Raw genomic sequence first — 26802 nt, 5'->3', positions numbered from 1 at the left:
CGTTCTCATCCTGATTGACGCTGGATTCTCAGCCTGTTTGTCGCGCGGCACCAATCGCCGGGTCGAGGTGCTGATCGAGGGATGCAGGTTCGCCAGTGCGACATCGGGCACCGGGGCCACCACGGCAGGTCCGGGTCTTGGGGCCGGCGCGCAGGCAGGGCTTGGCGCGCTGGGGGCTGCTGCGCTGATCGGCGCGCTGTCCGGTGGCGGAACGACGTCAACCGGCACGACCGGCGGCACCTGACACCGCACCATTCTTGTATGCGCAACGCGGCCATCCGCAGGCCTGGATGGTCGCGTTGCGGCGTGATCAGCACATCTGCCCGGCGTGTTCCGAGTTGTCGTTGCAGGTGCGAGCCGTCCTTCGCCTTTGCATGGCAGGGGGGCGAGGGGAGATGACCGGGACAGCCGGTGTCACACCAAATGGTGTCGCATCGCGGCGTGGATCGGGTATCGTCAACCGTTTGGTTGAATATGGCCCGGCCCCTGTGTTGGCGCAAACGCAGGGCCATTGCGGCAGTCACGCAATCGCAGGGACTTGCGAAAATATCATAAAATCAATGGCTTGATGCTCAGGCGTTGCGATGTTTCGCGCGCTTGACTCGGGCCGTGCTGCACCGTAGCAAAGCGGCAAGCCATCCATATGGAGGTTCTGGGTTTGGACGATCCCGAAAAGCGGCGCCGGTTGGCCGAGCTTGAAGCGAAGATCGAAGCGGCCAAGTCGGCCAACACGCCCAAACCGCATATGGAGGAGCATTATTCGCAGGCCAACCTGGCGTGGCGGATGGTGATCGAACTTGTGGCCGGTCTGGGGATCGGTTTCGGCATCGGATTCGGGCTGGACAGCCTGTTCGGCACACTGCCGATCTTGATGGTGCTGTTTACATTTCTGGGGCTTGCCGCCGGGATCAACGTGATGATCCGCACGGCGCGCGAAATCCAGACCGGGGATACATCGGCCGATACGGCCTGGGACGACAAAGAGGGCTGATCATGGCAGGCGAAGCGGAAAGCGGTGGTTTGAAATTCGACCCGATGGCGCAGTTCATCGTCAAGCCGCTGTTCGGCGACGGGCCTGTCGGGCTGTTCACCGTCACCAACGTGACGCTTTGGATGGCCTTTGCGGCCCTGGCAGTCGTTCTGATGATGGTGATGGGCACCACGCGCCGCGCGGTGATCCCGTCGCGCAGCCAGTCGATCGCCGAACTGGCCTATGGGTTCATCTACAAGATGGTCGAGGATGTGGCCGGCAAGGACGCGGTCGTGTTCTTCCCCTACATCATGACGCTGTTCATGTTCATCGTCTTTGCCAACTTCCTTGGTCTGATACCGATGTCGTTCACCACCACGTCGCATTTCGCGGTGACCGTGGTGCTGGCGCTGCTGGTGTTCGTGACGGTGACGGTGGTGGGGTTCGTCAAGAACGGCACCAAGTTCCTTGGCCTGTTCTGGGTCAGCTCGGCGCCGCTGGCGCTGCGGCCGGTATTGGCGGTGATCGAGGTGATCTCGTATTTCGTGCGCCCGGTCAGCCACTCCATTCGTCTTGCAGGCAACGTCATGGCCGGCCACGCGGTGATCAAGGTTTTCGCGGGCTTTGCGGCCATCGCACTTGTCAGCCCCTTGTCCGTGGTCGCGATCACGGCGATGTACGGGCTCGAGGTGCTGGTGTCCTTCATCCAGGCCTATGTGTTCACCATCCTGACATGCGTCTACCTGAAGGATGCGCTGCACCCGTCACACTGATCCCGACATCGAGGAACGGTGGGCCGTCGGCCCGTCCAACACCAACGACCCAAGGGTGGGTTGCACCCACCCTACAGATCGAAGCAACCCTCTGAATTCCAACTTCCAATCGTAAGGAGATACCCCCATGGAAGGTCAACTCGCACATATCGGCGCAGGCATTGCAGGTCTCGGCACGGGCATCGCTGCCCTGGGTGTCGGCAACGTGGCTGCCAACTATCTGGCCGGCGCCCTGCGCAACCCCTCGGCCGCCGCGTCGCAGACAGCGACCCTGTTCATCGGCATCGCCTTTGCAGAAGCTCTGGGCATCTTCTCGTTCCTGATCGCCCTGCTGCTGATGTTCGCTGTCTAAATCTGACGGAAGCTGATCCTTACGGTCGGGCGGTTCGGGGCCAAGGTGCCGCGATCCGCCCGGTGTAACCGGAAAGTGCCCCAAGGAGGACGACATGGAGACCACACCGCAGGCTGCCCAGACACCCGGCATGCCGCAGCTGAACCCCGAGTATTGGGGTAACCAGATCTTCTGGCTTTTGGTCACGCTGGTCGTGATCTACTTCGTCCTGTCACGCATCGCGTTGCCGCGCATCGCCGCGGTTCTGGCCGAGCGTCAGGGGACCATCACGAATGATATTTCCGCCGCCGAGGACCTGAAGGCCAAGGCGGTCGAGGCCGAGAAAGCCTATGAAAAGGCGCTGGCCGATGCCCGCACCGAGGCCAACCGCATCATCGCCGAGACCAAGGCCGAGATGCAGGCGGAGCTGGATGTTGCGATCGCCAAGGCGGATGCCGAGATCGCGGCCAAGACCGCCGAGGGTGAAAAGGCCATTGCCGAGATACGCGCCAATGCGATGGACAACGTGCAGGAAGTGGCCCGCGCCACAGCGGCCGAGATCGTGGGTGCCTTTGGTGCCACGGCCGACACCGCGACCATCGATGCCGCCGTGGCCGACCGGATGAAGGGGTAAGAGACATGCGCACGATTGCAACGATCATCGCCCTGACCGCCGCCGGCCCGGCCCTTGCCGCCGAGGGCCCGTTCTTTTCGCTGGCCAACACCGACTTCATCGTGACGCTGGGCTTCTTGCTGTTCATCGCGGTGCTGGTCTATTTCAAGGTGCCGACGCTGTTGTTCGGCATGCTGGACAAGCGCGCCATCGATATCCAGAGCGATCTGGACGAAGCCCGTGCCCTGCGCGAAGAGGCCCAGACCCTGCTGGCATCCTATGAGCGTCAGCAAAGGGAAGTGCAGGCGCAGGCAGACCGCATTGTCGCCACTGCCAAGGAAGACGCCAAGCTGGCCGCCGAGCAGGCCAAGGCCGATCTGGAGAAATCCATCGCCCGCCGCGTCGCCGGTGCCGAAGAACAGATCGCCATGGCCGAAACCAAGGCCATCCGCGAGGTGCGCGACAGCGCCGTCAGGGTCGCCGTCGCTGCGGCGCGCGAGGTGATCGCCAAGCAGATGACCGCCGCCGATGGCAACAAGCTGATCGATCAGTCCATCGACACGGTGGATGCCAAGCTGCACTGACCTGTCGGGATTTCGGAAACAACAACGCCCGTGCGATCCGTCGCGCGGGCGTTTCGCGTTTCAGCGCGCCTGTTCGTGTTGCAGGCGCAGGCGGGCGATCTGCTCGGCCCGGTCGGCGCGGTGCTGGTCCTGAAGCGACCGTTCCACATAGCTCAGATGCGCCTCGACCGCGGCGCGGGCCGCGTCGGGATCGCGGTCTTGCAGCGCGTCGTTGATGGCGCGGTGCTGGTCGAGCAGCGTGTCGCGCGTCGTGCGCTGGCGGAACATGGTCTGCCGGTTGTAGAACACGCCCTGTTGCAGCAGTTGATACATCGACCGCATCATGTGCAGCATGATGACGTTGTTGCTGGCCTCGATGATCGAGAGGTGAAAATCGGCGTCCAGCCGCGCCTCGTCGGCCGGATCGCGTTTCAGATGCGCGGCCTGCATCTTGTCGAATATGGTCTGGATCACGGCCAGGTCGGTGTCGGATGCCAGCCGCGCGGCGCGAGCGGCGGCCAGCCCCTCCATATCGCGACGAAAGGCGACATAGTCGAACACCGCCTCTTCGTGATCGGCGAAAAGCCGGATCAGCGCGTCGGAAAAGGCACTGCCCAGAACATCGGCCACATAGATGCCGGCCCCCGCGCGGGTGGCCAGCAGGCCCTTTTGCTGCAATTCGGCGATCGCCTCGCGCAGGCTGGGGCGGGATACGCCCAGACGGTCCGAGAGTTCGCGCTCGGATGGCAGGCGCTCGCCCGGGCGCAGGATGCCGCGCAGGATCAGCTTTTCGATCTGCCGGGTGACGGCGGTCGACAGCTTCTCGGGCTGGACGGGTTGAAAGGGCATGCGCGCGTATCCTTGGAATTGGTCATAAGATATGACCACGCGGGCAGCGCGACAAGGGAGCATGGCGCAGGGGATGCCCGGATTGCACCGGGCATCCCCAGGTTTCCGCCAACGGATGGCTGGTTACTCTGCAGGCACCGCCGCTGCCTGCGAGGTCTTGCCGAAATGCTGCCGGTTCAGACGCAGCACCAGCGCGATCATGGCGACCTGCAAGGCCAGCGCAATGGCGGTCAGCCCCCAGTAGGCCGGTCCGAACTCGGCGATCACACCGGCGGCGACCAGCCCCTTGTTGACAAAGAAGTGCAGCATCACCGAGAGGGCCACTCCGGGGCAGACCAGCGCGTAGGAGCCGGGCGATGTCTGGGTGCCGAAGACGAAATCGGTGAAATAGCCCTGACGCAGCAGCACGGTCAGCCCCAGCAGCACAAACAGGATCTGCACGGTCAGCAGCCGGGCCAGAAACACCATCGTTTCGCCATCGGTGCCTTGCGCGTCAAAGGCGGTGTGCAGCCCGTGATCCTGCCGGAGCGCCATGATGCCCAGCACGGTCATGATCGGCACGATCACCATCAGGGTCGGGCCGGATTCGCGCGCGGTGCCGTGTTGCAGCATAGACGAGAACGCGGTGATTGCGGCGATCACGGTATAGAGCATGGCCGCGATGCCGAAGAACGACGACAGGACCAGGGCGATGCCGACGGTCAGCGTGCTTTCACTCATGGCGGCGGGGGCGGACAGGCCGACGGCGATCATGGCCAGTGCGAATGCGGGCAGAAGCTGCGCAAAGCTGTTATGCGCGGTCACGTCGAACACGCCGCCCTGCGACAGCACCCGGCCCAGAAAATCACCGATGGTGCGCAGCGCCCAGATGCCAAGCGCCAGAAATGCCACCAATGCCAGCGGGAACAAGTATTCGATCACGCCCCACAGCCCCGGCACGAACACCAGCCCGACGATGAACATCGCGTTGATCGTCATGGCGCTGGCCAGCGGGGCGGCCAGCAGCGTTGTTTCGGCGTTCGAGGCGCGCAGCGCGGTGTAACGCTCGGTCTTGCGGAATGCGGCCAGCGCGGTGAAATTCCAGATCAGCGACTTGACGTTCAGGATGGTCAGGGCCGCGATGCCCAGAGCAGCCACCACGATGGCTGCCTGCATCGGCAGACCGCCGGTGGCGAAGGCGGCGGCGATGTCTTCAAAGGTGGGGACGGGGCGGTCTGGGTGCGGCACCCAGAACATCAGGTACATGAAGAAGGTCACCTCCAGCCCGCCCGCACCAAGCGAGGCGAGAAAGTAGAGCGGCGAGTAGCTGTCCGCCGGGCGTTTTGCTGTGTGGGTCATGGTGCGACTCCCATTTATATTCCAATACAGGAATATAAATAACATTCCATAAACGGAATATAATATGCGCAAATGTCGCAGGGGTGTTAACCGCCCGTTAACTCTGGTGGGGTTTGATGCTGGTCATGCGATACGCGCTTTGCCTTGTTGTCCTGATGCTGGCCGCCTGCAACACCCCCAGCCCGGGGTTTCGCGGGATCGATCCGGTGCGGGTCAAGGTGGGGCCATCGGTGTTCGACGTGCGGGTGCAGGACGGTCAGGCCGAGGCGCTGCGCATCAATTCCGACTACGCGCCGCGCATGGGACCGATCGGGCCACGCGCCACGCTGGCCATCGAGCAGGTCAGCGGCTGCACCGTGCGCCGCCTTGGTGGGGATCAGGCGATGATCCGGGCGTCGCTGAACTGTGGCAAGGTTGATGCGCCACCACCCGTGCCACCAAGCTATAGCTGCGCAGTTTTCACCCGGCCTGCGGATGGCGCGGATGGCGCAAGGATCGAGGAGATCGTCTGCGACCCGGTCTAGATCAGGTGCTTTTCCATGAATACGCTTGTTTCGCTGTCGCCATACTCCCCGAACGGGCCACGATTGGCAAAGCCCGCCTTGCGGTAAAGCTTGATCGCGGCATACAGCGTCTCGCCGGTTTCCAGCCGCAGCCAGATCAGGCCCTTGTCGCGCGCGATGGCCTCGACATGATCCAGCAGGGCCTGCGCCACGCCCTGACCGCGCGCCTCGGCATCGACGAACAGCGCCTTGACCTCGGCCCAGTCGTCATGCACCGCCAGCGCGATGGTGCCCAGCAGGGCGCCATTGTCGTCATGGGCGGCAAAGAAATGGACGTGGTCCCGGGCCAGTTCCTCGGGCGTCAGATAGTGGTTGTCCTTGGCGGGGAACAGATCCTCCATCAACGCGGCGCTGGCGCGCAGCAGGGCGCGCGGTTCGGGGTCGGTGGGATTGGCGGTTGTGATCTGGACCATGCGCAAAGGTGCCCCGCCGCGCGGGGGCGGTCAAGCGCGCAGATGCGCGGATATCCGCAATATCTTGTGGAAAACCAGGGCATCCTCCCCAGATGCGGGGCGTTTGCGTTGACTCTGACGGCACCGCTCCCGCACAATCGCCCAGATCAACGGAATCAGGGGCCACGCCCGTGCAGTTCAGCAAACTTCGCCTGACCGGCTTCAAGAGCTTTGTCGATCCGACCGATCTGCTGATCCGGGACGGGCTGACCGGCGTGGTCGGTCCCAATGGCTGTGGCAAGTCCAACCTGCTTGAGGCGCTGCGCTGGGTGATGGGGGAGAACCGCGCCTCGGCCATGCGCGGCGGCGGGATGGAGGATGTGATCTTTGCCGGGGCGTCGACGCGACCGGCGCGCAACTTTGCCGAGGTCAGCCTGGTACTGGACAACTCCGACCGGCTGGCGCCTGCGGGCTTCAACGACAGCGACAGTCTGGAAATCGTGCGGCGCATCACGCGCGATGCGGGCAGCGCCTACAAGGTGAACACCAAGGACGTGCGGGCCCGCGATGTGCAGATGCTGTTTGCCGATGCCTCGACCGGGGCGCACAGCCCGGCACTGGTGCGGCAGGGGCAGATTTCGGAACTGATCAACGCCAAACCCAAGGCGCGGCGGCGCATTCTGGAAGAGGCGGCGGGGATCTCGGGCCTGTATCAGCGGCGGCACGAGGCGGAACTGAAGCTTAAAGGGGCCGAGCACAATCTGGCCCGCGTCGATGACGTGATCGAGCAACTGGCCAGCCAGTTGGCGCAACTGGAGCGGCAGGCGAAGCAGGCCGCGCGGTATCGCAGCATCGGCGAGGATCTGCGCCGGGCCGAGGGGCTGCTGCTGTATCGCCGCTGGAAAGAGGCGGATGAGGCGCGGCTGGCCGCCGAGGCGCAATTGCGCGAGCGGGTGACGGCGGCGGCGCAGGCCGAAACCGCCGCGCGGCAGGCGGCCAAGACGCGGCAGGTGGCCGAGGATGCCCTGCCGCCCCGGCGCGAGGAAGAGGCGGTGGCGGCGGCCATCCTGCAACGGTTGTCGGTGCAGCGCGACACGCTGGCTGACCAAGAGGCGCGGGCGCTGCAGACGATCCAGACCCTGGAAAGCCGCATTGCGCAACTGGCCAAGGATATCGAGCGCGAGGCGGGGCTGAACCGCGACGCCCATGACACCATCGCCCGGCTGGAGTGGGAGCAGGCCGAACTGGCCAAGGCGGGCGAGGGGCAGGCCGAGCGGCTGGAAGCGGCGGCGCAGGCCGCGCGCGATGCGGCGGCGGTGTTGCAGGCGCGCGAAACCGACCTGACCACACGGACCGAGGATGTGGCGCGGCTGGCCGCGAAACACCAGTCGGCCAACCGCCTGCTGGAGGACACGCGCAAGATGCTGGCGCGCTCCGAGGCCGAGGCGGAAAAGGCCCGCGCTGCCGTGGCGCAGTCGCAGGCCGCGCTGGCGCAGGCCGAGGGCGATTTTGCCACAGCACAGGCCGAGGAGGCGCAGGCGGTGCAGACCGCCGCGCGGGCGGATGAAATGCTGCGCGAGGCCGAGGCCGCCCGCGCCGAGGCGCAGGAGCGCGAGGCCGATGTGCGCGCCGAACGCTCGGAAGCCGAGGGCGAGCTGAACGCGCTGCGCGCCGAGGTGACTGCGCTGGCCAAGCTGTTGCAGCGCGACACCGCCGAGGGCGGGCAGATCATGGACCGGTTGCAGGTGGAGCAGGGGTTCGAAAAGGCGCTGGGGGCCGCGCTGGCCGATGACCTGCGCGCGCCCGAGGTGGCGGCGGATGGCCCGTCGGGCTGGACCGTGCTGCCGGGCTATGCGCAGGCGCAGCCGCTGCCGGGGGGCGTGACGCCGCTGTCGCGCCATGTCTCGGTGCCCGATGTGCTGGCCCGGCGGATGTCGCAGATCGGGCTGGTCGACCCCGAAGATGGCGCGCGGTTGCAGGCGGCGCTGAAGCCCGGTCAGCGGCTGGTCAGCCTTGAGGGCGATCTGTGGCGCTGGGACGGGTTCCGCGCCTGGGCCGAGGATGCGCCCAGTGCGGCGGCCCTGCGCCTGCAACAGCTCAACCGGCTGGAGGCGCTGAAGCAGCAGATGGAGCAGGCGACCGCGCGCGCCGATGCGGCACGGCAGGCGCATGATGCGCTGGCGAAACGGCTGACCGATCTGACCGCTGCCGATCAGGCCGCGCGGCAGGACCGACGGGATGCCGACCGGCTGGTGAACGAGGCCAACCGGCGGCTGAGCCGGGCCGAGGCGGATCGCAATCTGGCGCAGTCCAGGCTGGAGTCGCTGGGTCTGGCCGTGACGCGGCACGAAGACGAGGCGACGGGCGCGCGGCGGCAATTGACCGATGCCGAGCGGGCGGTGGCCGCGCTGGCGAACCTCGAGGCCGCGCGGGCAGGTGTCGAGGACATCAAGATGACGGTCGAGGCGGCGCGCATGACCATGATGACCAAGCGGTCGTCGCATGACGAACTGCGCCGCGAGGGCGATGCGCGCACCCGCCGCGCGCAGGAGGTGACCAAAGAACTGAGCGGCTGGAAACACCGCCTGCAAACCGCCGAGACACGCGGGGCCGAGCTGGCCGAGCGCAAGGCGCAGTCCGAGGCCGAGCTGAAAGAGGCCAGCGCCGCACCGCAGGACCTGGCCGCCAAGCGCGACGAGCTGGGGCAGGCGATTGCCACGGCCGAGGCGCGCAAGACGGCGGCGGCGGAAGCGCTGAGCACTGCCGAGGGCGCGTTGCGTGCCGCGACCGAGGCCGAACGCGAGGCCGAGCGCGCGGCGGGCGAGGCGCGCGAGGGCCGCGCGCGGGCCGAGGCGCGGATGGATGCGGCGCGCGAAACGGTGGACTATGCCGTAGGCAGGATCGAAGAGGATACCGAGACAACGCCCGCACGGTTGCTGGAAAGTCTGGGGGCCGATCCTGAGACCATGCCTGCCTCCGACGTGATCGAGGCCGACGTGAACCGCCTGAAACGCCAGCGCGATGCCTTGGGCGCCGTCAACCTGCGCGCCGAAGAGGACAAGCGCGAGGTCGAGACCGAGCATGACACGCTGGTCACCGAAAAGCGCGATCTGGAAGAGGCGATCAAGACGCTGCGCTCTGGCATCGCCAGCCTGAACCGCGAAGGACGCGAGCGGTTGCTGACCGCCTTCGAGCAGGTGAACAGCAATTTCGGCCTGTTGTTCCGGCACCTGTTCGGCGGCGGCGAGGCCAGCCTTGTGCTGGTGGAATCCGACGATCCGCTGGAGGCGGGGCTGGAGATCATGTGCCAGCCGCCGGGCAAGAAGCTGTCAACGCTGTCGCTGCTGTCGGGGGGTGAACAGACCCTGACCGCGCTGGCGCTGATCTTTGCTGTGTTCCTGGCCAACCCCGCGCCGATCTGCGTGTTGGACGAGGTGGACGCACCGTTGGACGATGCGAACGTGACGCGGTTTTGCGACCTGCTGGACGAGATGTGCCGCCGCACCGAGACGCGGTTCCTGATCATCACCCACCACGCGGTGACGATGGCGCGGATGGACCGGCTGTTCGGCGTGACCATGCAGGAGCAGGGCGTCAGTCAGCTGGTCAGCGTCGATCTGAAGAAGGCCGAACAGATGGTGGCGTGACGGGGACGACGCTTGTCCCGGCTGCGCGGGAACGTCGCCCCGCCCACCGTCCCGTCGCGAGACCCCTGGCCTAGCAGGCCGCTGAAAAAGGATTTCAACGAGCATTTCTCGTCGACTTCGTCGATGCCGGGCAAGGTCGCTTTTCCTCAGCTCGACGAGAGCGCTCGAAAAATCAGCCCATTTGGGCACAAGCGTAGCAACGACGGACTTTTTCAGCGGCCTGCTAGAGCCGGTCCAGCAGCGCCTTTGTGGGCCAGGCATCGACCGGCAGGCCAAGCCGCGCCTGTTCGGCGCGCACGGCCGCGCGGGTGCCTGCACCCAAGATGCCGTCGATTTCGCCCACGTCATGACCGCGATCAGCCAAGTTGCGTTGCAGCGCCTTCATCTGGTCGCCGGACAGGCCGGGATCGGGGTTGCCGGGGTTGAACACCGGCGCGCCCTCAAGACGCGTTCCGAAATAGGCGGCGGTCAGTACGTAGGTAAAGCTTTGGTTCCATTCGAAATAGACGTTGAAATTGGGATAGGCGAGGAAGGCCGGCCCCTTGTGCCCCTGCGGCAGGATCAGGCTGGCGGGCAGGTCGGCCTGCCATTGCCCCGAACGGGGCTGCACGCCCATGGCCTGCCAGTCGCCGGGGCGCAGTTGGGTGGTCAGCCCGGATCGGGACCAGTCCATGTCGCCGGGCACCTGTACCTCTTGCAGCCACGGCTCGCCCGCGCGCCAGCCGAAGTGTTGCAGCATCTTGCCACCTGACATCAGCGCATCGGGGACGGAGGTTTTCAGCCGAACACGGCCGTCCCCATCGCCATCGACACCATTCTCGATGATGTCGCCGGGCAGCATCTGGACCATGCCGATCTCGCCCGCCCATGCGCCGGTGGTGGTGGCGGGGTCGAAATCGCCCATCTCGTACAGCTGGATCGCGGCCAGCAGTTGCGGGCGGAACAGCTCGGGGCGGCGGCAGTCATGGGCCAGCGTGGCCAGCGCGTTGGCGGTGTTGAAATCGCCCTGGAACGCGCCGTAATCGGTTTCGAACGCCCAGAAGGCCAGCAGCACGCCGCGCGGCACGCCGTATTCCGCCTGCACCCGATCAAAGACACTGTCCCATTCGCGCGACATGGCCTGTCCCTTGTCCATCCGCGCGCCCGAGATCAGACGGCGGGCGAAGGTGGTGAAATCAAGCTGGAACACGCCCTGACGGCGGTCGGCATCCAGCACCTTCTGATCCTGCCGCAGTTGCGCGGTGAAACGGTCCACGGCCTGCGGATCGCGGCCCTGCGATATGGCCTCGTCGGCGACGCCCTGCACGAAGGTTTGCCAGTTGCCGCCGCATTGGGACGATGCGGACTGCGCGGCTGCGGGCAGGGCGGTCGCAAGGCAGAGGGCGGCGGCGAGGGCGGGCAATTTCATCTGTGCAATCCTGTTGGCAGTGGTCGCGCGACACTATCCCTGCGCGGCGCGGGGTTGCAACTCACGTCAGCGCCATCAGCAGGGACAGGCCAAGGGCCAGCGCCCAGGCCTGCCACAACAGGCGGATGGCGGCGTCGATGTCGCGCGGGCCAAGGGGGCGGCGGCCCGCGCCGTTGACCCATGGAAAATCGCGCATGGCCCCGTCATAGGCGCGTGGGCCTGACAGGGCGATGCCCAGCGCGCGGGCCATCGCGGCCTCGGGCCAGCCTGCGTTGGGCGAGCGGTGCAGGCGCGCATCCGCGCGGATGGCGGGCAGGTCGCGCCAGCGCCCGGCACAGGTGGCGATCAGCAGCGCGGTCAGGCGCGCAGGGATCAGGTTGAGCAGGTCGTCAAGCCGCGCGGCGGCCCAGCCGAATTGTTCGTGCCGGGGGGTGCGGTAGCCCACCATGCTGTCGGCGGTGTTGGTGATCTTGTAGATCAGCAGCCCGGGCAGTCCGGCCACGGCGAACCAGAAGGCCGGCGCGATCACCCCATCCGAGAGGTTTTCCGCAGCGCTTTCGATGGCGGCGCGGGCGGTGGCCGACAGGTCCATCGCGGTGGTGTCGCGGCTGACGATCATCGCCACGGCGGCGCGGCCCTGCGGCAGACCCTGCCGCAGGCCGGTGGCGACAGCGGCGACGTGATCGACCAGCGATTTCTGCGCCAGCAGGATGGCAGCGACGAGGATTTCAACCACCGGACCGCCCAGCGAAAGCAAGCCGCCCAGCACCCCGGCACACAGGCACAGAGCGGCCATGACCAGCACGCCTTTGGCCCGTCGGGCGGTGCCGCGGTTGAACCGGCTGTCGCACCAGCCCACGGCGCGGCCCATCAGGACCGCCGGGTGCGGCGCGCGTGACCACAGCCAGCGCGGCTCGCCCAGCAGGGCGTCGAGGAGCATGGCGAATGTGAGGGTCATGGACGGTTGGTGACGCTCGCCTTCGGCATCGCCCCACCCACCGTCCCGAGAGCGGATTCGATCTGCCCCCAGCGGTCGGGATGGGGCAGGCCGAGGCGCAGGTCGGTGGCGGACCACGGGAAGATCCGGCTCCAGACGTGATGGCGGGCGAGATCGGCCTGCCAGCCTGCGGCATTGGGCACCTCGTAGAGCCGGAACAACGATGTGCCCCCCAGGGCCCGTGCGCCCGCGCGTTGCATCAGTGCGTCCAGATGGGCGGCATCCTCGTTCAGCCGGGCGCGGGTTTCGCGGGCCCATTCGGGATCTTCGAGTGCGGCGGCACCGATGGCCAGCGCGGGGCCGGGTACCGGCCAAGGCCCAAGCCATTCGGCGAGCTGAGCGATGGTTCCGGGCTGCGCGATGGCAAAGCCCAGCCGCAGGCCGGCCAGCCCCCAGAACTTGCCAAAGCTTTTGAGCACCACGCGCCCGGGCAAGGCGGCCTGCGCGATCAGCGAGCGGTCGGGGGCGACATCGGCGAAGCTCTCGTCGATCACCACCAGCGGAGCGGTCAGCACGCTGCTGTCATACCAGCGCCCTGTGGGGTTGTTGGGATGCACGATGACCTGCGCGTCGGCCTGTTGCGGCAGGTCGGCCAAGGCCCAGCCATGGGCGACAAAGGCTGCGGCATGCTCGTTATAAGTGGGCTGGGGGATATGCACCCGGCCCGGCGTGGCAAGGCGCGGCATCTGCGCGATCAGGGCCGAGGCGCCGGGCGCGGGCAGGATTTCGGCTCCTGCGGGGACGCGCCAGTGCTGACGCGCGGCCTGCACCAGCCGGGCCTGCGCGCGGGCGTCAGGCAGCGCCGTCCAGGCATCGGACGGCAGGTCGGGCAGAGGATAGGGCACCGGGTTTATGCCGGTGGACAGGTCCAGCCAGCTGTCGCGGGTGCCGCCGAATTGCGCCATGGCGGCGTCGAGGTCGCCGCCATGGTCGCGTGGGGTTCGATCGGTCTGGGCCATGGGTGCGCCGCGTTGTCAGGGTTTGGGCACCATGAAACGCAGCGCTGCCGGATTCTCAACCTTTTTATCCGCGCCCGTGGGGGGCGTCGAAATCCAGATCCGGGCCAATGGGCACGATCCGGTTGGGATTGATGGTATCGTGGCTGTAGTGATAGTGCCGCGTGATATGGTCCATATGCACCGTGTCGCGCACGCCGGGCCATTGATACAGCTCGCGCGTGTAGCCCCAGAGGTTGGGGTAATCCACGATCCGGGCGCGGTTGCATTTGAAATGCCCGTGATAGACCGGATCGAACCGGACCAGCGTGGTGAACAGGCGCCAGTCGGCCTCGGTCAGCCGCTCACCCATCAGGTAACGGTTTTCCGACAGATGTTTTTCCAGCCAGTCGAGACTGTCGAACAGGGGGATCACCGCCTCTTCATAAGCCTCTTGGCTGGTGGCAAAGCCGGATTTGTAGACGCCGTTGTTGATCGTGTCATAGATGCGGGCGTTGATCGGCTCGATCGCGTCGCGCAGTTCGGCGGGCCAGTAATCGTCGCTATTGCCGGTCAGCCCGTCGAAGGCCGAGTTGAGCATGCGAATGATCTCGGCCGATTCGTTGGACACGATGGTGTTGGTTTTCTTGTCCCAGAGCACCGGCACGGTCACGCGGCCCGAAATTTCGGGATCGGCGCGCAGGTAGATGTTGCGCAGGTAGGGTTCACCGAACAGCGTGTCGCCCGTGGCCCCGTCGAAATCGGTGTCGAAGGTCCAGCCATCCGACAGCATGTCGGGATGCACGGCGGACACGGTGATCAGATCCTCCAACCCCTTGAGGGCGCGGAAGATCAGCGTGCGGTGCGCCCAGGGGCAGGCATAGGAGACGTAGAGATGATAGCGGTCGGCCTCGGCCTTGAAACCGGCGTCGCCTGACGGGCCTGCGCTGCCGTCCGGGGTGATCCAGTTGCGGAAACCTGCGGTGGAGCGCACGAATTTCCCCCCGGTTTTCGAGGTGTCATACCATGTGTCGTGCCAAGTGCCGTTGACGAGCTGGCCCATTGTGGCCTCCTTTGATTGCGTTGATCTTGATCTAGTTGGTGCATGGGCGCGCGAAAACGGGGATAGGCGCGCATGGTCACTGCATGGGTGCACATGATGTTTGATACCTTTGTGATCGTGGACTGGTCGGCGGCCGGGGTGCCGCGCACCGGCAAGGACAGCATCTGGATCGCGGTGCTGCGCGGTGGCGGGCTGGTGCTGCACAACCCGGCCACCCGGGCCGAGGCCGAGGCGGGGTTGCGCGCGCTGCTGAGCGAAGAGGCACGGGCCGGGCGGCGCGTGCTGGCGGGGTTCGATTTTGCCTTTGGCTATCCTGCGGGGCTGTCGGCGCGGCTGGGCCCGGGGAGCTGGCGCGCGGTCTGGGCCGCGCTGGCCGCGCGGGTGCAGGAGGGGCCGAAGAACGCCAACAACCGTTTTGACGTGGGCGGCGACCTGAACGGGCTGTTCGATGCACCGGGCCCGTTCTGGGGCAACGGGCTGAAGCGGGATGTTGCGGGGTTGCCTCGGCTGAAGCCCGCGGGCTGGGGCGGTGTGCTGCCGGTCAACCGACGCATCTGTGACGGTCTGGCGCCGGGGGCGCAGGAGGTCTGGAAACTGTCGGGTGCCGGATCGGTGGGCGGGCAGGCCCTGACCGGGATTGCCATGCTGGAACGGCTGCGGCAGGCGACGGGGGCGGCGGTCTGGCCCTTTGAATGGCCGTCTGATGCGGGCGTTGTGCTGGCCGAGGTGTTCCCGTCGCTGTGGCCGGTTGGGGTTGATCCGGCGCGCGTGCGCGATGCGGTGCAGGTGCGCGACGTGGCGTTGCGGCTGGCCGCCTGGGCGCGACAGGGGCGGCTGGCCGGGGCGCTGGACGCGCCGCTCGGGCAACCGCCTGGCGTGCGGATGGAAGAGGGCTGGATCCTCGGGCTGAGTGAAAAAGGCTTTGATGTTGCGGGATTAACTTGACGAAAAGGTTTGATGCGGCATCCTGAATGGGTGTTTCAGGAGATTCTGTGATGTCCACCTTTGTGCCACGGGAAGTGCAGGCCGGTCTTGACGCCGCGCGCAAACAGGCGGGGCGCAAGCGCAACCGGCTACGGGTCGAAGTGGATGGCAAACGCCACCCGGTGCTGCGCATCTGGGATGACGGGTTCGCCGTGGAGGCCGAGGTCGTGCCGGGCCTGCGCGGTCTGGTGGATCTGTATGATGGCGCGGTGCATCTGAAACGCTGCCTGATCGTCGCCGCCGCCGAGGATGCGGGCGAGATGCAATACGAGTTCAAGCGCATGACCGAAGTCAGCGATCAGCAGCCGCTGGATTTCGCGCGAGAAGAAGATGCGCCAGTCGCCTTGCTGGCGGTCGATACAGGCGCATGAACTCCGGCGCATGACCAGCGCGGTTTCGGGGCGTCGGCGGACATGCTGATCCGTGAGCTTCGGTGGAACCACGAAAACCCGGGCCGGCACGGCCATCAAACCTGCGGATGGCCGTGCCGGTGCCTTGGTGAAAACCGCGTGTCAGAACGACATCGGCTTCATCACCTCGGCCTCGATCACATCGACGCCGGGCAGGGCGGCTTTCATCTCATCCGCGGATTGTTCCAGCAGCGGGAAAGTCTTGTAGTGGCAGGGGATCACCGTCTTGAAATCAAAGAAGGTCTTGGCGGCATAGGCCGCGCGCTTCATGTCCATGGTGAAATGACCGCCTGCTGACAGGATGCCGATATCGGGTTTGTGCAGGTCGTTGAACACCTTCATGTCGGCCATCACATCCGTGTCGCCGGACAGATAGATCACGTGCCCGTCGCCTTCGATCATGAAGCCGCATTCGCTGCCCACGACCTTGGGCCCCTGATCGGTGGCCATGCTGGTGGAATGCACCGCATGCACCATCGTCACCTTGGGCCCGCCCAGATCGACGGTGCCGCCCTTGTTGAAGCCGATGGTCTCGATCGACTCGTGCTCTTCCCAATGCGCCATCAGGTCATACTGGCCGACCACGGGCACCTTCAGGCGCCGCGCCAGCGGCAGCGCGTCCACGATATGATCGAAATGCGCATGGGTCAGCAGGATATGCGTGGCCCCGGCCAGTGCCGCCTCGTGCTGATCCTCGGGCAGCATCGGGTTGCCGGTCAGCCAAGGATCGACCAGCAGGACCTGCCCTGCGATCTCGATCCGAAACGATCCGTGCCCCATCCATGTGATCTGCATCTTTTCCCTCCCTCGGGTGTTTCTGTGTCGCGGGCAAGGTAACATGGTGCGCCCGCGTGAAAAGGGGGATTGAACCGGCGCGGTCGGGGCGTATTTCTGCGACAGGGGGTGGCGATGGACTGGACCGAGCAGGTAGATGCCTATTGCGAACGATTGGGGCCCGACTACTGGGCCGAGCCGATCAACGCTCTGACGAATCTGGCCTTTGTGATCGCGGCGGCGATCCTGTGGCCCCGGGTGCGGGGTCTGCCGCTGGGGCAGGCGCTGTGCGTGGTGCTGGCCGTGATCGGGGTGGGAAGCTGGCTGTTTCACACCCACGCCAACCGGCTGACCGGGCTGATGGATGTGCTGCCGATCCTTGGCTATATCCTGCTGTATATCTACACCGCCAACCGCGCCTATTGGGGGCTGCGGGTCTGGCCCGCGCTGGCGCTGACGGCGCTGTTCATCCCCTATGCGGCCGCCACCGTGCCGCTGTTCGCGATGATCCCCGGGCTTGGCAGTTCGGCGGCCTATGCGCCGGTGCCGCTGCTGATTCTGATCTATGCGTGGCTGCTGCGGCACCGTCTGCCGCAGGTGGCGCGCGGGCTGGCGATCGGGGCGCTGATCCTGATCGCCTCGCTGACCTTTCGCACGCTGGATGAGCCGCTGTGCGATGCGATCCCGTTTGGCACGCATTTCATGTGGCATATCCTGAATGCGGTCATGCTGGGCTGGATGATCGAGGTTTATCGCCGCCACATGCTTGCGGGTCAGGGCGCGCGGCGCTAAACGCAATCAGACCGCAAAACCCCGGAGATTGCCGTATGTCGATCGACCATGACACCGCCGCCAAGGTGGCAAAACTCGCCCGTATCAAGGTCGAGCCTGACGCGCTGCCTGCGCTTGCCGCCGAATTCAACACCATCCTGGGGTTCATCGAGCAGTTGAACGAGGTCGATGTGGACGGCGTCGAACCGATGACCAGTGTTACCCCCCAGCGCCTGAAGCGGCGCGAGGACGTGGTGACCGATGGCAACATGCAGGACAAGGTCCTGAGCAATGCACCGGACGCGCGCGAAGGCTTCTTTGCCGTCCCCAAGGTGGTGGAGTAATCATGACCGATCTGAACCGCCTGACCCTGGCCGCCGCCCGTGACAAGCTGCGCGCCCGCGAGATTTCCAGCGTGGAGCTGACACAGGCCTGCCTGACGGCCATCGACGCGGCGGATGCGCTGGGCGCATTCGTGCACAAGACGCCCGAGATTGCGCTGGAGCAGGCCCGCGCCGCTGACGCCCGGCTGGCGCAGGGCGATGCGCCCGCCATGTGCGGCCTGCCCATCGGCATCAAGGACCTGTTCTGCACCAAGGGCGTGCCAAGTCAGGCCGCCAGCCGCATCCTGCAGGGATTCAGGCCCGAATACAATTCGACCGTCGGTCAGCAGTTGGAAGACGCGGGCGCGGTGATGCTGGGCAAGCTGAACATGGACGAATTCGCCATGGGCAGCAGCAACGAGACCAGCGTCTATGGCAATGTGATCAACCCGTGGCGGCGCGGCAACGAGGACACGGCGCTGACCCCCGGCGGGTCATCGGGTGGCTCGGCTGCGGCCGTGTCTGCCGATCTGTGTCTGGCTGCCACCGGCACCGATACCGGCGGGTCGATCCGCCAGCCTGCCGCCTTTACCGGCATCACCGGGATCAAGCCGACCTATGGCCGCTGTTCGCGCTGGGGCATCGTGGCCTTTGCCAGCAGTCTGGATCAGGCCGGGCCAATGACCAAGGATGTCCGCGACGCCGCCATCATGTTGCAGGCGATGTGCGGGCACGATCCCAAGGATTCCACCAGCGCCGATCTGCCCGTGCCCGATTTCGAATCGATGCTGACCGGCGACATTCGCGGCAAGGTCATCGGCATCCCGCGCGAATACCGCATGGATGGCATGCCGGCCGAGATTGAAAAGCTGTGGGCCGATGGCACGGCGATGCTGCGCGATGCCGGGGCCGAGGTGCGCGACATCAGCCTGCCGCACACCAAATACGCGCTGCCCGCCTATTACGTCATCGCGCCCGCCGAGGCATCGAGCAACCTGGCGCGCTATGACGGGGTGCGCTATGGCCACCGAGCCACGCTGGCGCAGGGGGATGACATCACCGACATGTATGAAAAAACCCGCGCCGAAGGGTTCGGCCACGAGGTGCAACGCCGCATCATGGTGGGGACCTATGTGCTGTCGGCGGGGTTCTACGACGCTTACTATAACCGCGCGCGGCGCGTGCGCACCCTGATCAAGCGCGATTTTGAAACTGTGTTCGCCGATGGCATCGACGCCATCCTGACCCCTGCCACCCCAAGCGCCGCCTTTGGGCTGGGCGAGATGGGGCAGGACGATCCGGTGCAGATGTTCCTGAACGACGTGTTCACCGTGACGGTCAACCTGGCCGGGCTGCCGGGCATTTCCGTGCCCGCCGGGCTGGATGGCAAGGGGCTGCCGCTGGGTCTGCAACTGATCGGTCGCCCTTGGGAAGAGGGTGATTTGCTGAACACCGCCTATGCGCTGGAGCAGGCGGCGGGTTTTGTGGCAAAGCCCGATAAATGGTGGTAAACCGCCCGAAAACCAGATCAGGCAGGATCCAGACCATGCGTGTTACCCTTGTTGCTGCGGCCCTTTCGGCCCTTGCCCTTGGCGCCTGTGCGACCGTGCCCGACAGTGGGGCGGGCGTCGGCTTTGGCGACTACAGTGACTATCAGCGTCAGCAGGCCATTCGCGAGGCGGCGCTGATCGGTGCGGCCGTGCCACCCGCCGGTGCCATTTCGGACGAAACGCCGCGCGCGGGGGACATGCCCCTGTCAGCCCAATCACAGCAGAGCAACCAACAGATGTCCGAGGCCGAACGTCTGGCCGCCGACACCGCCGCCGCGCTGAACCCCGGCGGGGCGCCGTTGCAGGCCAGCCCGTCGAACCCGCCGCCAGCCGCGGTGAATGCCGAGGGAATCAGCGAGGAAAACAATTTCGACAACGTGTCGTCGCTGCGCACCATCGAAAGCGACGCTGCGCGCATCGCCCAGAACCGCGCGCAATACGAGGTGGTGCAGCCGACCGAACTGCCCACACGCTCGGGCGATTCGGGGCCGAACATCGTTGATTTCGCCCTGCGCACCACGAACCCCAAGGGCACGGCGCTCTATCGCCGCGGCGGGTTGTCGGGTGAAGCCCGCTATCAGCGCAACTGCGCGGCCTATGCCTCGCCCGACCGCGCGCAAGAGGATTTTCTGGCGCGTGGCGGGCCCGAGCGCGACCGGCTGGGCCTTGACCCGGATGGCGACGGCTTTGCCTGTGAGTGGGATCCGGCCCCGTTCCGCAGCGTGCGCGGGGGCTGAACCCGCTGACCGGCGTGATCTGGCATCCATCGCCCAATTGCGGCCCGCGCCGACAGGGTGCGCGCCCGGACATGGTGGTGATCCACTTTACCGCGATGCAGGGCGCGCAGGCCGCTCTTGACCGGCTGTGCGATCCGCAGGCACAGGTTTCGGCGCATTACCTGATCGGGGCGGATGGCACATGCTGGCAGATGGTGGACGAGGCTGCCCGCGCCTGGCACGCCGGGGCCGGGCAATGGGGCGCTGTCAGCGACGTGAACTCGCGCTCGATCGGGATCGAGCTGGACAATCGCGGCGATCACCCCTTTGCCGCCCGGCAGATGCGGGTGCTGGAGGACCTGTTGGGGGGTATCCTGTCGCGCTGGCAGATCTCCCCTCAGCGGGTGATCGGCCATGCCGACATGGCCCCCGGCCGTAAAGCCGACCCCGGCCCGCGGTTCGACTGGCGCAGGCTGGCGCGACAGGGCCTGTCGGTCTGGCCCGAGACCTCTGCCCATCACAACACCTCGCCGGACGCGCAGCGGGCCCTTGGCACCGCGCTGCATGGCTTTGGCTATGCCACCCCGCCCGACTGCGCGCCGGATGACGCGGTGCTGGCGGCCTTTCGCGCGCGTTTTGGCGCGTTCACCAGCCTTGCCGCCGCGCAGGACCTCGCCAAACGGTTTCCCGTTGACCGCGCCAACCGCAGCGCCTAATTCGGGCGAGCGCGGAGGGCTGGATGGCCGCGGGCGGCTCTGCCGTCCGAGGAAAGTCCGGACTCCACAAGACAACGGTGCCGGGTAACGCCCGGGCAGGGCAACCTGACGGAAAGCGCCACAGAAAACAGACCGCCCGTCGCGCCAGTGGTTCGTCGCTGGAGCCTGCGGCAGGTAAGGGTGAAACGGTGGGGTAAGAGCCCACCGGGGGGCTGGCAACAGCGCCCGCATGGCAAGCCCCACCGGGAGCAATGCCGAATAGGAACCCCGCGCGGGCTGATCGGGCAACCGATATCGCCGCAGGGCCGGTCTTGGCCCAGGGGTTCGGGTAGGCAGCTAGAGGGGCATCGGCAACGGTGCCTTCAGACGAATGGTCATCCACCGGGGGCAACCCCGGGGACAAAATCCGGCTTACAGGCCCTCCGCGCATGACATTCCGGAACAAACGGCACCGGGCACCGCCGTCACGGTGCCAGGCTTTTTTCCCTGTTTCCTCTCTCCACAAATATCCCGGGGGTCTGGGGGGCTGGCCCCCCAGCCTCTGCCCCGGACGACCCCGTCAGTTGCGCAGATTCAACGTATGTTCGCGCAGCCAGGCCATGAAGGCGCGGGGATCGCGGCCACGTTCGGCGCATTCCTCGGGCGAGATCGGATGACCGATCACCGGGGCCTGCGGCTTGTCAAAGCTGTGCACCACCTCGTGCAGCAGCAGCCCCTGGCGCAAGACCGGAGAAATCCTGTTGGCGATCTGATACCAGCGTGAATTCTGTCCCGAGAAAAAGCACGGCACCACGGTGGCACCCGATCGGCGGATCATCTTGGAGGTGAACAGGTTCCATTCAGCCTCGATCACCGGGCCGAACAGGGTTTTCGACGTGGCCACAACACCTGAAGGGAACAGCGCGACAAGACCGCCATCGGCCAGATGTTCCATCGCGCGGGTGCGCATCTCGATCATCTGTTCCTGCGCGTCGGGCTGGTGCGGGAAAGGCACCGGGATCATGTAGGACGCAGCACTTTCGTCGATGCCGGTCAGCAGCGAGCGCGTCAGGATGCGGTAGTCGTTGCGCACCCGTCCGATCAGGTCGGCCAGGATCATCCCGTCCACCAGCCCGTGCGGATGGTTGGCCACGAACACCACAGGTCCGGTTTTCGGAATGCGCGCCAGTTGTTCCTCCGGCGTCAGCAGGTCGATGCCCATGACTTCCATGGTCGCGGGCCAGAACGCCTGCCCGGTCGGGGCGCCGCGCTTTTCGAACTCGCGCACGCGGCGCAGGATGTTGATCTTGCCGGTCATCCACTCCATCGCCCGGATGATCGTGGATGTCAGGGATGCGTCAAAGCTGTTGGCATAGGTCAGGCTGCGCCGGTCGTATTTGTTGAACACGACCTCGCGCCGGTTCCTCGGCATCACCCGATTATGCGTGCTGTCCACCACTGGCCATTTCACCTTTGCCTTTGCCCCGGTTTGCGGGGGCTACATGTCTTCGCCAAAACGGTCTCTTACCAGAGCTTCCAGCGCATCGGCAAGCGCCGCAGCGTCAGGCCCGGACGTGCGCACGTCAATAGTGGTTCCCTTCGACGCTGCCAACATCAAAAGGCCCATGATGCTGTCCCCCCCGGCGGACAGGCCATCTCGGCTGACCTCGGCGCAGGCGTCGAAACCCTCGACGATCTCGACGAACTTGGCCGAGGCGCGGGCATGGAGCCCCTTTTCGTTAACGATATTCAGGGTGCGTTCTATACTGTCCGACATGGCCGCCTTTAGTCTTTTGATATGTTCTGGCTGTCAATGTATTTCCGCCCTGCCTCGGTCGCGGCGCGCACGGCGTCGCCCAGGGGCAGGTGGCGGCTTTTGGTCAGCTTGATCAGCATCGGCAGGTTTGCGCCGTACAGGATGCGCCGCCCCGCGCCTTCGCACGCGGCCAGGCTGAGGTTCGAGGGCGAGCCGCCGAACATGTCGGTCACCACAACCACCCCTTCGCCCCGATCGACGGCTGCAGTGGCGTCGCGGATTTCATCGCGCTTGGCGGCGCGATCATGGTCTGCTTCGATCGAGATGGCGCGCATGGCGGGTTGCGCGCCCACGACATGCTCGACCGCCGCCAGATATTCCCGCGCCAGCCCCCCATGCGCGACGATGACAATGCCGATCACGCCTTACCTGTCCTTGTCGCCCGGGCGAGCTGCGCTGCTGGTCTGCGCGGGCTGTCGCCGTTCCAGTTCTCGGTGCCTAATTGACACCTGCCAGCCGTCTTCCGCAAGGGCCTTGCCCAGCATTTCCGCAAGGGCAACCGACCGGTGCTGACCACCCGAACAGCCAAAGCCGATGGCGAAATGCGCCTTGCCCTCGGACAGGTAGGCCGGCAGCAGCATCCGGGCAAGATCGTGCACACGCTCAAAGAACGGGGCAAAGCGCGGGTCGCCCTGCACATAGTCGGCCACCGCCGGGTCGCGCCCGTCCCCGTCGCGCAGGCCCGGCTGCCAGTAGGGATTGCGCAGGAACCGGCCGTCGAACACCATGTCGACCCCGCGCGGCAACCCGCGCTTGTAGGAGAACGAGTTTATCGTCACCGCCATGAAGCTGCCGGTCTGCGGGTTGAGCAGGGCGTGCAGCTCGTCGCGCAGGTTGTGGGGCGTCATGTCCGACGTGTCGATCAGGATATCGGCCCGCGCCCTGACCGGGATCAGCAGATCCTTTTCGCGCGCGATGCCGATCTCGGGGCTTTCGGCGGGGGCCATCGGGTGCCGCCGTCTTGTGGCGGAAAACCGGTGCTGCAACTCGTCGTCGCGGCAATCGAGATACACGATCTCGGCGGTGATGCCGGGCCAGCCGCCCAATTGGTCGATGGTCTCGATCAGGGCATTGGTCGAAAAGTCGCGGTTGCGCGTGTCCAGACCCAGCGCCAGCGGTCTGCCGCCCAGCGGTCCATCCAGCAGGCGGGGCAGCAGAGACAGCGGCAGGTTATCGATCGCCTCGAACCCCATGTCTTCGAGTACGTTGATCGCAGTCGACCGTCCGGCCCCGGAAGGACCGGTTACAAGAACCACGCGATGATCGGCGCGGATGTCGGGGTTGGTCTGTGTCACGGGCGAAACCCTTTTACGCTGCGCGTCCAGCCTTGAGATATTGTGCGATTGCCGAAGGCAAACAGCCCATGGCCGGATTGTGAAGTATCGGTAGGTCGTGACCCAGAAGCACCTGCTGGCGATGGGGCGGCAGGCGATCGGTTTCCGGCGTGTCCAGATCGATGCAAAGGGTCACAGGGGCGGGGCCATGCGGCTGCGCGTTCAGGATTCCGACGCCGCGCGCCTCGATCCGGCCCCGGATCGTGTCGGGGGCATCGGCCATCAAATTGTGGCCTGCGCGCCACAGATGGGTGATGTCATCCGCCACCAGAACGGCCCCCAGCGCCAGCAGTTGCAGCGCGAGGGCGGATTTGCCTGCGCCCGAGCAGCCCGTGATCAGCACCGCACGCCCCGCCATCGCCACGGTCGAGGCGTGCAGCAAAAGCGGAGCATCAGGGCTGCTGCCGGGCGCGCCCGGGACGGGGGCGGCGGCGGACATGTCAGATCGGCAGGCCCACGACAAAGCGCGCGCCCAGCGGTTCGGAGGTGATGTCGACATCCGTGGGACGGATGTTTTCGGCCCAGATCACGCCGCCATGCGCCTCGACGATCTGCTTGGAAATCGCCAGCCCAAGGCCGGAGTTGTTGCCGAACTGGTTCTGCGGGCGCTCCGAGTAGAAGCGTTTGAATATCTTGGTCAGCGCCTGATCCGGGATGCCGGGGCCGGTATCCTCGACCACGATCAGCACGCGGTTTTCGCGCCGCCGGGCCCAGACGCGGATCGCGTCGCCCTCTTCACAGAACGATATCGCGTTGGTGATAAGGTTCACGAACACCTGCGCCAGCCGCGCCTCCAGCCCCTGGATGACGATGGGCTGGGCGGGCAGATCAGTGATGAAGTCGATCCCGTCCTGCCGCGCCTGCTGGCCAAGGTATTCGCCGAGATTCGAGATCATCTTGATCAGGTCGAACGCCTCTTCCTCTTCCTTGACCAGTTCGCTGTCCAGACGCGAGGCGTTCGAGATGTCGCTGACCAGCCGGTCAAGCCGGCGCACGTCATGGTCGATCACATCCAGCAGCTTTTCGCGGTGTTCTTCCTTCTTGACCATGCGCAGGCTGCCCACGGCGCTGCGCAGCGAGGCCAACGGGTTCTTGATCTCATGCGCCACGTCTGCGGCGAACTGTTCGTTGCCGTCGATCCGTTCATAAAGGGCGGCGACCATGCCGCGCAGCGCCCCCGACAGGCGGCCGATCTCGTCGGGCCGCGCGGTCAGGTCGGGGATGCGGATGCGCCCCACTGTGCCGGTCTTGCGCTGGTCACGATCCCGGCCCAGTTCGGCGGCTTCGGCCAGATCGGAAATCGGGTTCGCGATGGTCGAGGCCAGAACAAGGCTGAGCCCGATCGAGACCAGCGTGGCGATGATGAACATGCGTAGCACGCGCTCGCGCTCGATCCGGGCGGCACGGTCAATCTCGGTCGAGCTGTTGGCCAGCGCGACGACACCGATCGGCGTGTCGCCTTGCATGATCGGGGTGGCCACGGCGAACAGCGTGCGGCCGTCCTGCGTCTGTCCCGACAGCATGCCGGTAGCGCCCTGCATCGCGTCAGGCACCATCCCTGCCGCCTTTTCCTCGGGTGTCGGGGTGGACGGGCGCTGAACCTCGGGCAGCAGGCCGGCCACGCCCGACCACAGCCCGGTCAGGAAATCGACGATGATCGTGCGATCATCGCTCGCGGCATTCGGGTCAAGCGCACGGGTCACGCCCGCCCCGTCAAACCGTCCTACAAGTGTGCCGGCGGGGTCATAGACATACACCTCGACCCCGCGGCGCAGGTCCAGCCCGTCCAGCGTGCCGGCCACATCGATACCGTCGCCGGTTGCCATGCTGACAGGGGCGTCCGAAGGCAACCGGGCCTCGAACACGTCGGCGATCAGTTCTGCCTCGCTGACCAGGGTGTTGGCCCGCTCGACGGCCATGGAATCGCGGGACGAGTTGAGAAACAGGATGCCCGCGACCAGCACGTTCAGAGCGATCAGGTTGAAAGTGATGATCTTGCGCGTCAAGGGAGAGCGGTTCAATGAGAACCACCCTCGCCGCGCGCGCCTGACGCGCAGCTCTTTTTCGACGGTGCTGTCGGGGGCGACGTAGTCATCACCCAGAACGACATCTCCGTCACGTGAAGGCGTGACGTCGCGCATGACCATCCTTTCAGCGAAGGCCATTACTCTTCGTTGTAACGATATCCGATGCCATACAGCGTCTCAATCGCCGAGAAATCGTTATCTACGCTGCGCATCTTTTTCCGCAGACGCTTGATATGGCTGTCGATGGTGCGGTCATCCACATAGACCTGATCGTCATAGGCCACATCCATCAGCTGATCGCGGGATTTCACGAAACCGGGACGCTGCGCAAGGGCCTGCAGCAGCAGGAATTCCGTCACGGTCAGCGATACATCCTTGCCCTTCCAGGCAACGGCGTGGCGCAGCGGGTCCATGCGCAGGTTGCCCCGCTCCATCACCTTGGTTTCTTCGGTGTCGCCAACGACGCCGGTTTCCATCGCGTCCTGCCGCCGCAGAAGCGCGCGGATGCGTTCGACCAGCAAACGCTGGCTGAAGGGCTTTTTCACATAGTCATCGGCGCCCATGCGCAGGCCCAGCACCTCGTCGATCTCGTCGTCCTTGGAGGTCAGGAAGATCACCGGCATCTGGGTTTTCTGGCGCAGGCGCTGCAGCAGATCCATCCCGTCCATGCGCGGCATCTTGATGTCCAGCACGGCCATGTCGGGCAGTTTCTTGTTGAAGGCGTCCAGCGCGGATTGACCGTCGTTGTAAGTTTCAACCTCGAACCCTTCGGCTTCGAGTGTCATGGCGACCGATGTCAGAATATTCCTGTCATCGTCCACAAGGGCGATTTTTGCCATGGGGGTATCCTTGTACTGCTCTATGATTTTTCCACAGTATTCATGAATTTACCCTTGTCAGGCAACGACAAACTGCGAATCGCGCCGATTTGGTCGGGGATTTCCCCTAAAAATCGATGCA

30 protein-coding genes and 1 other RNA gene are annotated in these 26802 nt (G+C 65.7%); 16 read left to right on the top strand and 15 right to left on the bottom strand.

The genetic code is table 11. The features are described 5' to 3' along the window. The 6 genes from ACFTOW_RS09275 to ACFTOW_RS09250 form a co-directional block, all read left to right on the top strand. Positions 1 to 244 (top strand): hypothetical protein (locus tag ACFTOW_RS09275; RefSeq protein ID WP_465261606.1); only part of this gene is annotated, 244 nt, incomplete at its 5' end. Positions 245 to 658: 414 nt separating this feature from the next. Next, positions 659 to 991 carry an AtpZ/AtpI family protein gene (locus ACFTOW_RS09270; RefSeq protein WP_379914905.1) on the top strand — a complete coding sequence of 111 codons (333 nt, stop codon included), beginning with the start codon at positions 659 to 661 and terminating at the stop codon, positions 989 to 991. A 2-nt stretch (positions 992 to 993) separates the two neighbouring features. Continuing rightward, entirely contained in the window at positions 994 to 1743 is a 750-nt protein-coding gene (locus ACFTOW_RS09265; protein WP_379914903.1) for a F0F1 ATP synthase subunit A, read from the top strand. Positions 1744 to 1870: 127 nt separating this feature from the next. After that, a complete protein-coding gene (locus ACFTOW_RS09260) occupies positions 1871 to 2095 on the top strand; it encodes a F0F1 ATP synthase subunit C (protein WP_303466943.1) in 225 nt (74 codons plus the stop codon). 94 nt (positions 2096 to 2189) lie between these two features. Next, on the top strand, positions 2190 to 2708 hold the full coding sequence (locus ACFTOW_RS09255; protein WP_379914900.1) for a F0F1 ATP synthase subunit B': 519 nt from the start codon (positions 2190 to 2192) through the stop codon (positions 2706 to 2708). Between the two features lie 5 nt (positions 2709 to 2713). Continuing rightward, positions 2714 to 3271 carry a F0F1 ATP synthase subunit B gene (locus ACFTOW_RS09250; protein WP_379914899.1) on the top strand — a complete coding sequence of 186 codons (558 nt, stop codon included), beginning with the start codon at positions 2714 to 2716 and terminating at the stop codon, positions 3269 to 3271. Between the two features lie 60 nt (positions 3272 to 3331). On the opposite strand, the gene ACFTOW_RS09245 is transcribed toward ACFTOW_RS09250, so the two are convergent. Beyond that, positions 3332 to 4099, bottom strand: coding sequence for a FadR/GntR family transcriptional regulator (locus ACFTOW_RS09245; protein WP_379914897.1), 768 nt, complete (start codon positions 4097 to 4099; stop codon positions 3332 to 3334). A gap of 123 nt (positions 4100 to 4222) precedes the next feature. Then, entirely contained in the window at positions 4223 to 5437 is a 1215-nt protein-coding gene (locus tag ACFTOW_RS09240; RefSeq protein ID WP_379914895.1) for a TsoY family (seleno)protein, read from the bottom strand. A gap of 116 nt (positions 5438 to 5553) precedes the next feature. Here ACFTOW_RS09240 and ACFTOW_RS09235 point away from each other — a divergent pair, with 116 nt between their 5' ends. After that, on the top strand, positions 5554 to 5961 hold the full coding sequence (locus ACFTOW_RS09235) for a hypothetical protein (protein ID WP_379914893.1): 408 nt from the start codon (positions 5554 to 5556) through the stop codon (positions 5959 to 5961). Here ACFTOW_RS09235 and ACFTOW_RS09230 read toward each other — a convergent pair. Next, positions 5958 to 6413 carry a GNAT family N-acetyltransferase gene (locus tag ACFTOW_RS09230; RefSeq protein ID WP_379914890.1) on the bottom strand — a complete coding sequence of 152 codons (456 nt, stop codon included), beginning with the start codon at positions 6411 to 6413 and terminating at the stop codon, positions 5958 to 5960. The two genes, ACFTOW_RS09235 and ACFTOW_RS09230, sit on opposite strands and share 4 nt — an antisense overlap. A 170-nt stretch (positions 6414 to 6583) precedes the next feature. Between ACFTOW_RS09230 and smc the strand changes: the two genes are divergently transcribed. Next, the gene (gene smc, locus ACFTOW_RS09225; RefSeq protein ID WP_379914888.1) at positions 6584 to 10039 is read left to right on the top strand and encodes a chromosome segregation protein SMC; all 3456 of its coding nucleotides are present in this window, start codon (positions 6584 to 6586) and stop codon (positions 10037 to 10039) included. 223 nt (positions 10040 to 10262) lie between these two features. Here the strand turns inward: smc and ACFTOW_RS09220 are convergent, their stop codons facing one another. The 4 genes from ACFTOW_RS09220 to ACFTOW_RS09205 all read right to left on the bottom strand — a co-directional run bounded on the left by ACFTOW_RS09220 (position 10263) and on the right by ACFTOW_RS09205 (position 14442). Next, a complete protein-coding gene (locus tag ACFTOW_RS09220) occupies positions 10263 to 11447 on the bottom strand; it encodes a lytic murein transglycosylase (protein ID WP_379914886.1) in 1185 nt (394 codons plus the stop codon). A 61-nt stretch (positions 11448 to 11508) separates the two neighbouring features. Next, complete coding sequence (gene cbiB / locus ACFTOW_RS09215; RefSeq protein ID WP_379914884.1) at positions 11509 to 12405, bottom strand: adenosylcobinamide-phosphate synthase CbiB; 897 nt, start codon at positions 12403 to 12405, stop codon at positions 11509 to 11511. Continuing rightward, positions 12402 to 13403 carry a threonine-phosphate decarboxylase CobD gene (gene cobD, locus ACFTOW_RS09210; RefSeq protein ID WP_379914882.1) on the bottom strand — a complete coding sequence of 334 codons (1002 nt, stop codon included), beginning with the start codon at positions 13401 to 13403 and terminating at the stop codon, positions 12402 to 12404. The genes cbiB and cobD overlap by 4 nt, the downstream gene beginning before the upstream one ends. Before the next feature lie 64 nt (positions 13404 to 13467). After that, entirely contained in the window at positions 13468 to 14442 is a 975-nt protein-coding gene (locus ACFTOW_RS09205; RefSeq protein WP_379914880.1) for a glutathione S-transferase family protein, read from the bottom strand. A gap of 96 nt (positions 14443 to 14538) precedes the next feature. Between ACFTOW_RS09205 and ACFTOW_RS09200 the strand changes: the two genes are divergently transcribed. Together ACFTOW_RS09200 and ACFTOW_RS09195 are read left to right on the top strand one after the other, a co-directional pair. Further along, positions 14539 to 15387: a molybdopterin guanine dinucleotide synthesis gene (locus ACFTOW_RS09200; RefSeq protein WP_379914878.1), complete on the top strand. Its 849-nt coding sequence runs from the start codon at positions 14539 to 14541 to the stop codon at positions 15385 to 15387. Positions 15388 to 15437: 50 nt separating this feature from the next. Beyond that, the gene (locus ACFTOW_RS09195; protein WP_379914876.1) at positions 15438 to 15797 is read left to right on the top strand and encodes a hypothetical protein; all 360 of its coding nucleotides are present in this window, start codon (positions 15438 to 15440) and stop codon (positions 15795 to 15797) included. A 141-nt stretch (positions 15798 to 15938) separates the two neighbouring features. Here the strand turns inward: ACFTOW_RS09195 and ACFTOW_RS09190 are convergent, their stop codons facing one another. Continuing rightward, positions 15939 to 16631, bottom strand: a complete 693-nt coding sequence (locus tag ACFTOW_RS09190) for a metal-dependent hydrolase (protein WP_379914874.1) — start codon at positions 16629 to 16631, stop codon at positions 15939 to 15941. Between the two features lie 114 nt (positions 16632 to 16745). On the opposite strand from ACFTOW_RS09190, the gene ACFTOW_RS09185 reads away from it, so the two are divergent. The 6 genes from ACFTOW_RS09185 to rnpB all read left to right on the top strand — a co-directional run bounded on the left by ACFTOW_RS09185 (position 16746) and on the right by rnpB (position 21116). After that, positions 16746 to 17402: a ceramidase domain-containing protein gene (locus ACFTOW_RS09185; protein WP_379914872.1), complete on the top strand. Its 657-nt coding sequence runs from the start codon at positions 16746 to 16748 to the stop codon at positions 17400 to 17402. Between the two features lie 35 nt (positions 17403 to 17437). Further along, positions 17438 to 17725 carry an Asp-tRNA(Asn)/Glu-tRNA(Gln) amidotransferase subunit GatC gene (gene gatC, locus ACFTOW_RS09180; RefSeq protein ID WP_379914870.1) on the top strand — a complete coding sequence of 96 codons (288 nt, stop codon included), beginning with the start codon at positions 17438 to 17440 and terminating at the stop codon, positions 17723 to 17725. 2 nt (positions 17726 to 17727) lie between these two features. Then, positions 17728 to 19215 carry an Asp-tRNA(Asn)/Glu-tRNA(Gln) amidotransferase subunit GatA gene (gene gatA / locus ACFTOW_RS09175; protein ID WP_379914868.1) on the top strand — a complete coding sequence of 496 codons (1488 nt, stop codon included), beginning with the start codon at positions 17728 to 17730 and terminating at the stop codon, positions 19213 to 19215. Positions 19216 to 19250: 35 nt separating this feature from the next. After that, a complete protein-coding gene (locus ACFTOW_RS09170; RefSeq protein WP_379914866.1) occupies positions 19251 to 19991 on the top strand; it encodes a hypothetical protein in 741 nt (246 codons plus the stop codon). Further along, on the top strand, positions 19988 to 20686 hold the full coding sequence (locus tag ACFTOW_RS09165; RefSeq protein WP_465261607.1) for an N-acetylmuramoyl-L-alanine amidase: 699 nt from the start codon (positions 19988 to 19990) through the stop codon (positions 20684 to 20686). The genes ACFTOW_RS09170 and ACFTOW_RS09165 overlap by 4 nt, the downstream gene beginning before the upstream one ends. An 11-nt stretch (positions 20687 to 20697) precedes the next feature. Then, positions 20698 to 21116: RNase P RNA component class A (gene rnpB, locus ACFTOW_RS09160), an RNA gene on the top strand. A 129-nt stretch (positions 21117 to 21245) separates the two neighbouring features. On the opposite strand, the gene ACFTOW_RS09155 is transcribed toward rnpB, so the two are convergent. The 7 genes from ACFTOW_RS09155 to ACFTOW_RS09125 form a co-directional block, all read right to left on the bottom strand. After that, on the bottom strand, positions 21246 to 22097 hold the full coding sequence (locus ACFTOW_RS09155; RefSeq protein WP_379914907.1) for a lysophospholipid acyltransferase family protein: 852 nt from the start codon (positions 22095 to 22097) through the stop codon (positions 21246 to 21248). 66 nt (positions 22098 to 22163) lie between these two features. Next, positions 22164 to 22442, bottom strand: coding sequence for an HPr family phosphocarrier protein (locus ACFTOW_RS09150; protein ID WP_379914862.1), 279 nt, complete (start codon positions 22440 to 22442; stop codon positions 22164 to 22166). An 8-nt stretch (positions 22443 to 22450) separates the two neighbouring features. Further along, complete coding sequence (locus ACFTOW_RS09145) at positions 22451 to 22843, bottom strand: PTS sugar transporter subunit IIA (RefSeq protein WP_379914860.1); 393 nt, start codon at positions 22841 to 22843, stop codon at positions 22451 to 22453. A 3-nt stretch (positions 22844 to 22846) separates the two neighbouring features. Further along, positions 22847 to 23776 (bottom strand): RNase adapter RapZ, encoded by a 930-nt coding sequence (rapZ, locus tag ACFTOW_RS09140; protein WP_379914858.1) that lies wholly within the window; start codon positions 23774 to 23776, stop codon positions 22847 to 22849. A gap of 13 nt (positions 23777 to 23789) precedes the next feature. Next, positions 23790 to 24254 carry an HPr kinase/phosphorylase gene (locus tag ACFTOW_RS09135; protein WP_379914856.1) on the bottom strand — a complete coding sequence of 155 codons (465 nt, stop codon included), beginning with the start codon at positions 24252 to 24254 and terminating at the stop codon, positions 23790 to 23792. A 1-nt stretch (position 24255) separates the two neighbouring features. Further along, complete coding sequence (locus ACFTOW_RS09130; protein ID WP_379914854.1) at positions 24256 to 25980, bottom strand: sensor histidine kinase; 1725 nt, start codon at positions 25978 to 25980, stop codon at positions 24256 to 24258. After that, positions 25980 to 26681, bottom strand: coding sequence for a response regulator transcription factor (locus ACFTOW_RS09125; RefSeq protein WP_379914852.1), 702 nt, complete (start codon positions 26679 to 26681; stop codon positions 25980 to 25982). Before ACFTOW_RS09125 ends, ACFTOW_RS09130 begins: the two co-directional genes overlap by 1 nt. Positions 26682 to 26802: the final 121 nt, after the last annotated feature.

Source organism: Lacimonas salitolerans, from assembly GCF_042677865.1.
Lineage (GTDB): Bacteria > Pseudomonadota > Alphaproteobacteria > Rhodobacterales > Rhodobacteraceae > Lutimaribacter > Lutimaribacter salitolerans.
Note: the sequence above shows the minus strand (reverse complement) of the source record. Positions and strands in the feature narration are given on the sequence as shown.